Origin of the sequence: Psychrobacillus sp. NPDC096426, from assembly GCF_044762745.1 — a bacterium.
Classification (GTDB): Bacteria; Bacillota; Bacilli; order Bacillales_A; family Planococcaceae; genus Psychrobacillus.
In genome coordinates, this window is record NZ_JBIWEX010000026.1 from 56,325 (window position 1) to 68,486 (window position 12,162).

The following is a 12,162-nucleotide window of genomic DNA, read 5'->3' on the forward strand; positions in this document are numbered from 1 at the left end:
TAAAGTAATATTTAAGAAAGTAAAGGGGGTATTTGGGAACAATGAAAGCTATTTTTTTCGATTTAGATGATACTTTATTATGGGACAAAAAAAGCGTGGAAACTGCCTTCCACAAGACTTGTAGGTACGCATCGTCAAAAGTCGACATCGATCCAAACGCTTTAGAACAGGCTGTGCGAATGGAGGCAAGTGCTCTTTACGATACATACGAAACACGTCCCTTCACGCAAATGATTGGCATTAATCCATTTGAAGGATTATGGGGAACTTTCGATGACCCGAGCGAGGATTTTCAAAAGATGAAAGCAATCATCCCCGAATATCAAAAGCAAGCATGGACAAGAGGATTAAGTAAATTAGGTATTGAAAATGAAGAGCTTGGAAGCGAGCTTGCCACATATTTTCCTAACATGCGAAAAGCAAATCCTTTTATATATGAAGAAACATTCGAAGTGCTTGATCAATTAAAAGGAAAATACACTCTTCTTTTAATGACAAACGGTTCGCCTAGCTTACAAAATACGAAGTTAGAAATCTCACCTGAAATCGCTCCATACTTCGACCATATACTCATTTCCGGAGCATTCGGAAGAGGAAAACCAGATCCCTCGATATTTGAACACGCTTTAGATTTAGTCGGGCTTACTGCAGATGATGCTCTAATGGTAGGGGATAATCTAATGACAGATATTCTCGGTTCATCCAAAGTCGGCATGAAATCAGTTTGGATTAATCGAGAAAACAAACCAGCAAGTGATGAAGTAAAACCTACTTATACTATCGCGAACTTACGAGAGCTTCTAGCGATTCTTGAATAAACTAAAAAGCTAGTCCTAGGTTAATTTGACTCTGGACTAGCTTTTTAATGGATTGTATTAGATTTTGTTTGACTGCTCGGTGTATATGTGAGGAATACCCATCATTTATACTTGGATAGCAGCTCTTTTTGCCCGCAACCTTTTAAATTACAAATCAACCGGCGTCGCATCATAAATATCTGCTAAGCCCTTCAATTGTTCCACACCAGTTTCTTCTACATGCTTATCAATGGAAAGCATCATAATCGCATCCCCACCCACTTCAGAACGTCCAACTTGCATCCCTGCAATATTAATACCTTCCGTTGCAAGTAGCGTTCCTACGCGACCAATAGCACCTGGTTGGTCTTTATGGCGAATGAACAATAAATAACCTTCTGGCACAACGTCAACAACGAAATCATCCACACGGACAATTCGAGCTCCTAGACCGTTTAAAAGTGTACCGGATACTTTACGAGTTTCTGCAGCTGTTTTTACTTCCACTGTGATCAAGCTAGTAAAACCTTTAGACTTCGTTGTTTTATGTTCATTCACGACAATGCCAATTCGGTCAGCGAGAAATTTAGCATTCACATCATTGACGGATTCGCCCAGTTTACTCTTCAGTAGACCTTTCACTGCATTTCTTGTCAGAGGACTTACGGTCATATTAGCTAGTTCTCCAGAGTAGTAAATATTTAATTCTTCCGCCACTCCTTCTGCTAAGTCACTTAAAAATGCTCCAAGTTTTTCGATTAGATTAAAATATGGTTCAATTTTAGCCATAATATCTTTTGGTACAGATGGAAGGTTAACTGGGTTCTTCACTACTCCACCTTGTAAAAAGCTCACGACATCATATGAAACATCCACGGCAACGATTTCTTGTGCTTCTACTGTACTTGCACCTAAGTGCGGTGTTGCGATTACTTGTGGAAGCGTGAGTAGCTTATGATCTAAAAACGGTTCTTCCTCAAACACATCTAATGCTGCTCCAGCAACTTTCCCTTCTACAATTGCATTGTACAAAGCATCCTCGTCGATAATGCCTCCTCGTGCACAGTTGATAATTTGCACGCCATCTTTCATTTTTTCAAATGCTTCTTTATTAATTAAATGACGTGTTTCCTTCAGAAGTGGTGTATGAACAGTGATAAAATCAGCAGTTTGAATTACCTCATCAATCGTCCCAAACTGAACACCAAGTTTTTCTGCTTTTTCTGGTGTTAAAAATGGATCATAAGCAATCACATTCATACGTTGGCCTTTTGCACGTGTTGCAACCTCTGCTCCAATTCTACCTAGTCCTACAACGCCTAATGTTTTGTTTTTAAGCTCTACCCCGATAAAAGATTTGCGATCCCATTGTTGATTTTTTAGTGCATGAAATGCTTGTGGAATATTTCGAGCTAGCGACATGAGCATAGCTACTGTATGCTCAGCAGCTGAGTTTGTATTACCATCCGGTGCATTTACAACAATAATTCCGCGTTCTGTTGCTGCAGGTAGATCGATATTATCTACCCCAACTCCTGCACGACCGATAATTTTTAAGTTCGTACCTCTTTCAATAATCTCCCGCGTTACTTGCGTTTGGCTACGAACGAGTAATGCATCAAACTCTCCGATTCTTTCTCCGAGTTCCTCCGGTGTTAAATTCGTTTCAATAACAATATTAAAACCTTCCGCTTGCCTTAAAGGGTAAATACCATCTTCACTAAGTGGATCACTAATTAAAATATTATATGCCATTAGTTATTCTCTCCTTCAGTTAAATAGATGTGTTGTGCTGCTGCTGTTGCTTTTCCAAGTTCAATATCTTTTCCGATTTTCTTTAAGGCTACTTCTACCGCACTAATGATTTGTAGCATATCAGCTGGTGAACAGTATCCCATATGACCTATTCGGAAAATTTTTCCTGTAAGATGTTGTTGTCCACCCGCTATGGAAATTGCAAATTCTTGCTTTAAAATTTTTCGGAATTCCTCTGCTTCAAAATCTTCCGGTTGAACAGCGGTTACCGTTGGAGAAGCATCTTCATCGGTTGTTAATAATGGAATATTAATCGCTTTAAATGCAGCACGAGTCATTTTCTTAAGCAATTCATGGCGTGCATATACTTTTTCTAATCCTTCTGCTTCAATTAGGTTCAATACTTGTTCTAAACCAAACAGTAATGACAGTGCAGGAGTAAATGGTGTTGTATCTTTCAATAAGTTGTCTCTGTATTTCTTTAAGTTCAAGTAAAATCTTGGTTGCTCATTTTCCTCGATAACCTTCCAAGCACGTTCACTAGCTGCCACAAATGTTAATCCAGCAGGCAACATGAATGCTTTTTGAGAACCGGTTACCATTACATCGATCCCCCACTCATCCATTTTCGTTTCAACCCCACCAACACAAGAAACACCATCCACAACAACTAACGCTTCTGACACTTCACGAATTACTTTAGCAAGACGATCAATCGGGTTTAGAACGCCAGTAGACGTTTCGCAATATGTAGAGAAAACAACTTTCACTTCCGGATGCCCTGCCACATACGCTTTTACTTCTTCAGGGTCTAAAGCTTTCCCCCATTCCACATTTAACACATGCGTTTTAATGTTGTACGCTTCGCAAATTTTTGTGAAGCGATCGCCAAATGCCCCTGTTACTACAACAAGTACTTCATCAGCTGGTTTTACTACATTAACTACTGCGGTTTCTAATCCAGCTGTCCCACTTCCCGCAATAATAGCAACTTCTTGATCTGTTCCAAAAATTTGTTTTAATCCAGGGGCGATATTTTTTAGCATTTGAGATGTTTCTTTTCCTCGATGACCAATCATTGTTTGGTTCATTGCTCGCTGTACACTCGGTGGAATTGGACTCGGTCCTGGAATTCGTAAAATGGTTTGATCTTGTAACATATTCATTCTCCTCCCTATTTTGAAAAAACAAAAAAGCCCTTCACTCCTTACACATATATGTAAGGGGCGAAGAGCTTGTAATAAACTCACGCGGTACCACCCAAATTTACTGCAAAAAATATGCAGCGTCTTAAGAAATATGCTTAACGCGCATTTCACGGATGAACCTACTAATCGTTCAGTTCACCAATTCCAGAGTGCTACTCTATAATCGAAATCACTGATTCGCACCACACATCAGCTCTCTTTAGATTTCCAACTATAAAACTTATCTCTATCCAAATTGTTTACGTTATATTGAATTTAAATCCATATTATCAGAGTAATTTTAATTGTCAATATAGTAAATTTATTTGAAAGCGTTATCATTATATTTCCATGTTAAAAAACGTTGATTTTATAACTTTTTTTCAATAAAAAAATATTTCACTAAATATTATAATTCGTAATTTATTGCTGAATATATAGATATAATAACCAATAACAGAAAATAGCAAGTGTTATTCGAACCTTTATTGTTTTTTTATCATTTTCGTTCGTATTAATATTTATTATCCTTCTTTAATTTCAACAAATATATTGACTAAAATCGCTTTAATTTGTACACTGTATAAAATCATTTGTATTTTCAAGGAATACAAACACATATTAAAAGGTAAGGATTTGATAAAATGAAAGTGAGCAAGTTTGGAGGAACATCCGTTGCAAATGCAGAACAGATAAAAAAAGTAGCAGCAATCGTTAAAGCAGATCCAACACGAAAATTCGTAGTCGTGTCAGCACCTGGTAAACGATTCGATGCCGACAAAAAAGTAACTGATTTATTGATCGAATTAGCAGATGCAGCAATACATATGGAAAACGTCGAAGAAAAATTACAAAATGTAGTCAATCGTTATAGAGAAATCGCAGAGGAACTGGGATTAGATCATACAATAAGTGATGTAATCGAACAAGACTTGCGCACACGTATTAGTAATAAAAATACTAACATCGAACTATTTGTAGATAATATAAAAGCAAGCGGTGAAGATAATAATGCGAAACTCATTTCTACCTACTTTACAAGTATCGGCATGCCAGCACAATACGTTAATCCCAAGACAGCTGGATTAGTCGTCAACGATTTGCCAGAGCGAGCACAAGCTTTACCAGAAGCATATGACAACTTAAGCACACTGCAAAACAGTTCTGAAATCATCGTATTCCCTGGATTCTTCGGATACACAAAAGAGGGAGTGCTTCGAACATTCGAACGTGGTGGTTCCGATATTACCGGTTCAATCGTAGCAGCGGCTGTCCAAGCGGACTTGTACGAAAACTTTACAGATGTCGACTCTGTTTTTTGCGCGAATCCTAGAGTTGTCAATAGCCCTGTAGAGATTGAAGAAATAACATACCGTGAAATGCGTGAACTTTCTTATGCAGGTTTCTCCGTTTTTCATGATGAAGCTTTAATGCCCGTATATAAGCGTAGGATTCCCGTTTGTATAAAAAATACAAATAACCCTACTGCCCCAGGAACGAAAATAGTGGCAGAACGAAAAGCTAACCAACGACCCGTGACTGGCATTAGTGCAGATAATGGATTTTCTATTTTATATGTGAGCAAATATTTGATGAACAGAGAAATCGGCTTCGGTCGTAAATTACTTCAAATTTTAGAAGAAGAACATATTTCATACGAGCATACGCCATCAGGGTTAGATGATATCTCGGTAATTATGCGTAGCCATCAACTTACACCTGAAAAAGAAATACGAATTATAGATCGTGTTTTAAACGAGCTTCATGCAGAAGATGTGCATTTCCGTCACGACTTTTCAATGATTGTAGTTGTTGGGGAAGGTATGAACAATAGCACGGGACTCGCAGCACGTGCTGCAACTGCTATTTCTAGAACTGGTGCCAATATCGAAATGATTAACCAAGGCTCCTCTGAAGTCAGCCTTGCATTCGGTGTCCATCGAAGCAACGAGGATAAAATACTACGCGAACTATACAACGAGTTCTTTGCACCTGTATCAGTCGGATAATTAATAAACTCCAAGAAGATTTGCTCTTCTTGGAGTTTATTTGACGCTTTCTTAGAAATCTATTACCCATTAAATTAGTACAAACGTTCTTTTTAAGATATAATTAACCTTACCATAAATTAAAGGAGTGTTGCTGTATGGGACAAAGAATACCCTATTATGAGATTGCACCTGATGGTATGAAAATTATTATGGACATGGAGAAGTACACGAAAAAGTCAGCAATCGAACGAAAACTTCGTGAACTTATTAAAATTCGTGTTTCTCAAATTAACGGCTGTGCATACTGTTTGAATATGCATACAGCAGATGCACGAAAGATGGGTGAAACAGAACAAAGAATATACTGTGTTAGTGCTTGGCAAGAGTGTGAATTTTACACAGAAGAAGAAAAAGTAGCTTTAGAATTCGCAGAACATGTGACGTTAATCCCAACAAAACGTGTTCCAGATGGGCTTTATCAACGAGTGCGTGAACACTATGACGAGAAACAATATGTTGACCTTGTTCTTATCATAAATCAAATCAACAATTGGAATAGAATTTCTATTGCAATGGGAAATATAGCCACTGAAATATAATTACTACCAACGAGCACTTTAACGTGCTCGTTTTTTCCTCCACAATTTGTGTCAAATGCGATATTATTTAGGAAAACCCATTCTCATATTCTTTACGATTAATCAATCTTTTCCTTTAACATAGCCATTTTTAAAGACATGGCATATGGTTTAATCGGCTTGTTTTCACATAATGAACGAGTGTCATTTTATCATTTACTTTCCACTTCTCATCCGTTTGCACATAACCCATCTTTTCATACAAATAGCAATTTCTTTTTTCTTCTAGTATCGTATGCAATTCCCATCGTTTTGCTTCTGGGTACAAACTTTCCAGTCTCATCATTACCTGTTGCGCGATACCTTTTCCTTGAAATTCATCTAAAATATTAATCATATGAAGTCGCATGACACCAGCCGATTTTGGATATACATGTACACTTCCGACAAGTGAATTTCCTAAAGATATTTTAAAATAGTCTCCAAGTTTTAACCGTTCTTTAAATCTCTCAAATGTCTGTTTTACCGGTGTTGTTTCATGATCTTCATACTTTTCATACATAGGTGTAAATACTTTTTTCTGTAATTCAAACAATTCTTTTGCATCCTCTGCTGTTGCTTTTATTAGTGAAATCTTGGATTGAATCATGGTAAATAAAGTATCTAGAATATGATAGGGAATAAATTCACCATTTTGGACTAACTCCCCAATTTCCAGCATCGTAGCCCATTTTGCATCTCCGACTTCTTCGTATTGAAGGCTTAAATCCTCGATATTTACGTTATGCACAACAAGAAAATGATCATCAAACCCTCTTGGGAATCGAATCGTAAATAAAATCTCTGAACTGGACTCTTCTAGATCGATACCAAGCTCTTCCTTTACTTCACGGATTGCAGCCATTTCGCTCGTTTCACCTGTAAGCGCTGATCCAGCGGCTGCGCAGTCCCACATATTCGGCCACCCTGTTTTCCAAGGTTGCCGTCTTTGAATTAGAAGTTGCCCCTCTTCATTCATTATCCAGACATGCACAACTAAATGGAAATTACCTTCTTGTATTTCTTCTCCGCGGATATGAGTTTTCCCCGTTTTCTCCCGATTTTCATTATAAATATCCCAAACTTCCATTTCCCCCACCTACCCCGTTCTATTGTATGGATTAGTATAACATGTAAAGCCCCTTTAATTGACATGACATTTTTTTTGTGAGATACTACGTTACGTTAACATTTTTGGTAAGACATAAATATTAGAAATTTGGCATTCTGCTTTATGTGTTTTTGAACATACTTATTCACACTGGCGCGACTACAGGGTCGCAAGGACGTAAAAGAAGGTAGGGTTTACGTTGCTTAGGTTAGAAGACAACCAGTGGAACAATTTACCGCGGCATTGAAAGGGAACTCTTTCATGTAGATTATTCCCCGAACTTTTTCGGGATGAAATTTAAAATTCAAAAGTTATGTTTTACCTATACAAAACCAAGGGGTACTCTTTTATAAGAGTACCCCTTGTCCAATTTACGCAGTTATTTCTTTTTGCCTCTCATATTCCTTGAACATCACCAAATAAATAAATCCACTAACGATCGCTAAAACCGCTAATATCACAAATGTCCAAGTAAAGCCGATCCATGTTACAAGCGGAAACACTAATGGTGCAATCGTTCGCCCAATCGTATATCGCAAACTTGCCGCAGCAAAGTACTGACCACGCATATCTGCTGGCGCTAACTTAGACACAAAGCTTTCTTGCAATCCAACTGTCGCCAACTCTCCGAAAGTAAATACCGCCATCGCGAGCAGGAATACCCAAAAGTTTGCCGTCATCGGGAAAATAAGCATCGCGATCATATATAAAAACGACGAAAGGAAAAATACCCACTTCTCTGGATATTTGGTCATCCATCTCGATACAAAAACCGTCAGTAACACAACTAATAACCCGTTCTCCGATAATAAAATACCGAAAGACCCTTCTCCCGTCACGGACCATTCTCGACCAAAGAAATTCCCCAGTACTTGCTTATCAATTACTTCTTTCATATAAACTGGTATCAACATATCCAACTGCATAAACGTTTGTCCAAGTAAAATCCCTGCAATCACATAAAGGAGAAACACTCTATCTTTCACAATTAATCCATATGCCTTCACTTGATCGATCACTACTTGCATCCAACCATTTCCGCCTCTAGCAACTAACTGCTTTTTCATCTCTTCTGGTAATGTCTCTTCTGTTAACAATCGAAGCGCTAAACCAACTAAACAGAATATTATACCGGCCATAAGCAACAATGCAAAGCGATATTGGAAAAACAATACCGCTCCTACAATAGGTCCAATTACTACGGAAATATTGATGGATGTATAAAATACTGAAAAGACAGTGCTTCTCTCATTCTCCGGTACAACATCTGCAACAATCGCTTGACTCGCTGGATGATAAAACGAACCAGCTACTCCAGCAATCGTGAATGCTACGAAACTGAGCATAGGTGAGTCTAACCAAGGCGAGTTGGCAAACGCAAAAAGTATAAACGCTGCGCCCTCTACCGTAGCAGAAAAGAACAACATCGTTCTTCTTCCAAAGCGGTCTGCACAATAACCTCCGATTAAATTTGCAGCGACAGAAAATACTTGCGAAATCACAAGTAGTATTCCTGCCATACTAGTTCCAAATTCATCTGCAAAATAAATAGCAAGAAACGGAAACACCATCCAAAAGCTTAAATTACTAAAAAACTCGCCGAATAATCGGACTTTTAAGGGCCTATCCCAATCTCTAATTCTCATATATATTTCCTCGTATCTAATAGATGATACTATCCTACCATAATACTTCGGATTTCGAAACAGCAAACTGCACTTTTACATATGTTTTACAAACAAAAAAACATCCTTAAGCAAGGTTGATCTTTGGGATAGCATTTTTTATTACATACTTTAAAGATAATGTGATGCGTCATAAGGAAGTTACCACTTGGATTTTCGCTGCAGGGCGGACGCTTTCCGCGGGGTGAGCGATGAGCCTTCACCACTGCTTCGCGTACGTTGTGAAGTCTCATCTGTCTCACGTGATCCAGTCGGAGTCGCCGCCCTTTTCGCTACAATCCACATTATTTGCTAGCTAATCAGCTGCACTGTTTTACATTAAATCTTATGTAGTGTTTCTTGAAAATAAAATCCAATAAATGGTTGAACGAGACAAATCCACTGCGAACGCGACAAACTAGCCTTCGAACACGACAAAGACTACCCCGAGCGCGACAAAAAGACCGCTCAACACGACAAACCCGAAGATCTTTTCCTAAAACGGATTCTGGAATAATCGTTAGAGCGGCTATTTTAGTAATGAATCCTAGTGCTATTAGCATACTGTCCGTCTGTTAAATCGATGGTAAAAATTGTATCATGTTAAAACCTTCGTTTAGTTTATTTTGATCGCAAAAGCATCGTCAAGAGAGAGTTTACCATCTATAAAAGCATCATACCATTTTTGAGAATTATGTCTATCTTGTATAGCTCCTTATGGACGATCACTGTATAAAAGTGATCCATTCTCGTATAATTAATGACTCATTGTAAGTTATTAAAGTAGATTCTCCCATGTCCTCAGATTTCTTTGCTGAATAAAAATAATCAAATGCTTATTAAAATGAAAAAGAAACGATAATATTTTCATCATCTGTATTCCTTTTACGCACCTTTTTTCTTACAAAAAATGCCACCTCCTCTTCTAAATGAATAGAAAAGGTAAGGCGACATTACATCATATTTTACTTAATAATATGTGGGGTATTATTAGTAAAATTTTATTCAATTTTCATTAATCTTGAGGTATTGAAACCCCCGTGCTTTACAGTTTATATTATTTTTTCGATGGAATCATATTGAAGATAATGTTCAGCACAATTGCTGTTACACTCCCAGCTACAATTCCGTTACTTGTTAAAATACGTAAGTTGTCTGGAAGAGAGATAAATAAGTCTGGAACTACCGTCACCCCAAGTCCCATTCCTATTGAACAAGCAATAATCATCGAATTATCCCCTGAACCCGAAACGACTTTGCTCAGCATTTTAACCCCTTGCGCCACGACCATCCCAAACATCGCAATCATTGCTCCACCAAGTACGGATTCTGGAATAATCGTTGTAAGTGCAGCAATTTTAGGGATGAATCCTAGTGCTATTAGCATACCGCCCGTAATATAAATAATATTTTTCGTTTTAACACCTGACATTTGCATTAAACCAACATTTTGTGAAAAAGTAGTATAAGGAAATGAGTTGAAAATACCGCCTAGCAATACAGCAATCCCTTCTGCACGGTACCCTTTTGTTAAATCTTTTTTCTCTATTTTTTTCTCAAGAATATCACCCAGTGCAAAGTAAACCCCTGTAGATTCGACCAATGACACCATCGCTACTAAACACATCGTAATAATTGGTGTCCCTTCAAAAGTTGGCGTTCCAAAATAGAATGGCTGAACCATATGAAAATAACTAGCTTCCACAACAGGTGAAAAATCCACTTTCCCCATAAAAATGGCCGCAATCGTCCCAAGAATAATGCCAAGTAAAATAGAAATCGCTTTGATAAATCCAGTTGAAAAACGGTAAAGCAAAACGATGAAAAGCAAAGTACCAAATGCCAATGAAACATTAGAGACAGACCCAAAATCACTAGCACCTTGACCTCCGCCCATATTGTTAATCGCCACTGGAATAAGAGTGATTCCAATAATCGTTACAACCGAACCGGTTACGACTGGCGGAAAAAACTTTACAAGATAGCCGAAAACACTACTAACTACTATAACAAAAATACCTGACACAATAATTGCCCCATAAATAGAGGAAACACCATATTCCCCGCCAATCGCAATCATTGGACCTACTGCTGTAAATGTACACCCTAATACAACTGGTAACCCAATACCAAAAAAGCGGTTACTCATTACTTGTAAAATGGTTGCAACCCCACACATTAAAATATCAATTGCAACTAAATATGTTAACTGCTCCGAATTAAGCCCGATTGCATTGCCTACAATAAGCGGAACGAGTACTGCTCCTGCGTACATAGCTAGAACATGTTGAATACCAAGTGCCGTATTTCTTAACGCATTATTCATGCTGTCGTAGTCTCCTCAAAAAAAGTGACTTGTCCATCGGCTAAAGATTTAATAATTGCAAGAGACTCTACTCGAATTCCTTTTTCACGAATGAGGCTGCCACCTGTTTGGAACCCCTTTTCAATGACTATGCCAATCCCCGCATTCTTAGCGTTTGCCTGTTCTACAATCTCTAACAGTCCAAGAGCGGCTTGTCCATTTGCAAGGAAATCGTCAATGATTAACACGACATCATCGCTGTTGATAAAATCCTTTGAAACGGAAATTTCATTTGTTTCATTTTTCGTAAATGAATGTACTTTCGAAGAATATAAGTTTCCTGATAAAGTGAGTGATTTGCGTTTACGAGCAAATACAACTGGAACTCCTAACGTTAAACCTGCAAACATAGATGGTGCTATACCAGAAGATTCAATTGTTAAAATTTTTGTAATCCCCGCATCCTTAAAACGAGCAGCAAATTCTTCTCCAATTGCTTGCATGAGCACTGGATCGATTTGATGATTTAAAAAAGTATCTACTTTCAATACATTTTCGGATAGAACTTTACCCTCTTGGACAATTTTTTCTTTTAATAATTTCATAAGTATTTGATCCCTTCGTATTCATATTTTTTAAAGACCGTTTGTCAAATTAAGTGCAACAGTTCTTCCTGAAACGCCTCGTATGCAGTTGTCCAGCCAAGGCATTTCCTTGGTCGATTGTTAATGAGAT

General features: G+C 37.9%; 9 protein-coding genes, 1 pseudogene and 1 other annotated feature. Of the genes and pseudogenes, 3 read left to right on the forward strand and 7 right to left on the reverse strand.

Translation table 11 applies throughout. The features are described from left to right. The first annotated feature begins 41 nt into the window (after nt 1-41). The gene (locus ACIQYS_RS18550; protein ID WP_402983240.1) at nt 42-818 is read left to right on the forward strand and encodes an HAD family hydrolase; all 777 of its coding nucleotides are present in this window, start codon (nt 42-44) and stop codon (nt 816-818) included. Nucleotides 819-965: 147 nt separating this feature from the next. Here the strand turns inward: ACIQYS_RS18550 and serA are convergent, their stop codons facing one another. Further along, a complete protein-coding gene (serA, locus tag ACIQYS_RS18555) occupies nt 966-2,552 on the reverse strand; it encodes a phosphoglycerate dehydrogenase (RefSeq protein ID WP_402983243.1) in 1,587 nt (528 codons plus the stop codon). Beyond that, complete coding sequence (locus tag ACIQYS_RS18560) at nt 2,552-3,712, reverse strand: pyridoxal-phosphate-dependent aminotransferase family protein (RefSeq protein WP_402983245.1); 1,161 nt, start codon at nt 3,710-3,712, stop codon at nt 2,552-2,554. Before ACIQYS_RS18560 ends, serA begins: the two co-directional genes overlap by 1 nt. 59 nt (nt 3,713-3,771) lie before the next feature. Beyond that, nucleotides 3,772-4,002: a binding site (T-box leader), on the reverse strand. A 381-nt stretch (nt 4,003-4,383) separates the two neighbouring features. Between ACIQYS_RS18560 and ACIQYS_RS18565 the strand changes: the two genes are divergently transcribed. Beyond that, nucleotides 4,384-5,748 carry an aspartate kinase gene (locus ACIQYS_RS18565; RefSeq protein ID WP_402983248.1) on the forward strand — a complete coding sequence of 455 codons (1,365 nt, stop codon included), beginning with the start codon at nt 4,384-4,386 and terminating at the stop codon, nt 5,746-5,748. A 137-nt stretch (nt 5,749-5,885) separates the two neighbouring features. Then, entirely contained in the window at nt 5,886-6,329 is a 444-nt protein-coding gene (locus ACIQYS_RS18570; protein ID WP_402983251.1) for a carboxymuconolactone decarboxylase family protein, read from the forward strand. Between the two features lie 130 nt (nt 6,330-6,459). Here ACIQYS_RS18570 and ACIQYS_RS18575 read toward each other — a convergent pair whose 3' ends face one another. From ACIQYS_RS18575 to ACIQYS_RS18595, 5 genes and pseudogenes are all read right to left on the reverse strand, one after another. Further along, the gene (locus tag ACIQYS_RS18575) at nt 6,460-6,957 is read right to left on the reverse strand and encodes a GNAT family N-acetyltransferase (protein ID WP_402983269.1); all 498 of its coding nucleotides are present in this window, start codon (nt 6,955-6,957) and stop codon (nt 6,460-6,462) included. Further along, nucleotides 6,955-7,437 (reverse strand): annotated as a pseudogene (locus ACIQYS_RS18580) (NUDIX hydrolase); the annotation flags it as partial. The pseudogene ACIQYS_RS18580 and the gene ACIQYS_RS18575, both read right to left, overlap by 3 nt. A 392-nt stretch (nt 7,438-7,829) precedes the next feature. Continuing rightward, nucleotides 7,830-9,104: an MDR family MFS transporter gene (locus tag ACIQYS_RS18585; protein WP_402983254.1), complete on the reverse strand. Its 1,275-nt coding sequence runs from the start codon at nt 9,102-9,104 to the stop codon at nt 7,830-7,832. 1,075 nt (nt 9,105-10,179) lie between these two features. Then, on the reverse strand, nt 10,180-11,448 hold the full coding sequence (locus tag ACIQYS_RS18590) for a nucleobase:cation symporter-2 family protein (protein ID WP_402983257.1): 1,269 nt from the start codon (nt 11,446-11,448) through the stop codon (nt 10,180-10,182). After that, nucleotides 11,445-12,032, reverse strand: coding sequence for a xanthine phosphoribosyltransferase (locus tag ACIQYS_RS18595; RefSeq protein ID WP_402983260.1), 588 nt, complete (start codon nt 12,030-12,032; stop codon nt 11,445-11,447). The genes ACIQYS_RS18590 and ACIQYS_RS18595 overlap by 4 nt, the downstream gene beginning before the upstream one ends. Nucleotides 12,033-12,162 lie beyond the last annotated feature (130 nt).

What these genes read in the sequence shown, in the direction of transcription:
- ACIQYS_RS18550 (WP_402983240.1), top strand. Translation starts at nt 42, where the DNA reads ATGAAAGCTATTTTTTTCGATTTAGATGATACTTTATTATGGGACAAA.
- serA (WP_402983243.1), bottom strand. Translation starts at nt 2,552, where the DNA reads ATGGCATATAATATTTTAATTAGTGATCCACTTAGTGAAGATGGTATT.
- ACIQYS_RS18560 (WP_402983245.1), bottom strand. Translation starts at nt 3,712, where the DNA reads ATGTTACAAGATCAAACCATTTTACGAATTCCAGGACCGAGTCCAATT.
- ACIQYS_RS18565 (WP_402983248.1), top strand. Translation starts at nt 4,384, where the DNA reads ATGAAAGTGAGCAAGTTTGGAGGAACATCCGTTGCAAATGCAGAACAG.
- ACIQYS_RS18570 (WP_402983251.1), top strand. Translation starts at nt 5,886, where the DNA reads ATGGGACAAAGAATACCCTATTATGAGATTGCACCTGATGGTATGAAA.
- ACIQYS_RS18575 (WP_402983269.1), bottom strand. Translation starts at nt 6,957, where the DNA reads ATGATTCAATCCAAGATTTCACTAATAAAAGCAACAGCAGAGGATGCA.
- ACIQYS_RS18585 (WP_402983254.1), bottom strand. Translation starts at nt 9,104, where the DNA reads ATGAGAATTAGAGATTGGGATAGGCCCTTAAAAGTCCGATTATTCGGC.
- ACIQYS_RS18590 (WP_402983257.1), bottom strand. Translation starts at nt 11,448, where the DNA reads ATGAATAATGCGTTAAGAAATACGGCACTTGGTATTCAACATGTTCTA.
- ACIQYS_RS18595 (WP_402983260.1), bottom strand. Translation starts at nt 12,032, where the DNA reads ATGAAATTATTAAAAGAAAAAATTGTCCAAGAGGGTAAAGTTCTATCC.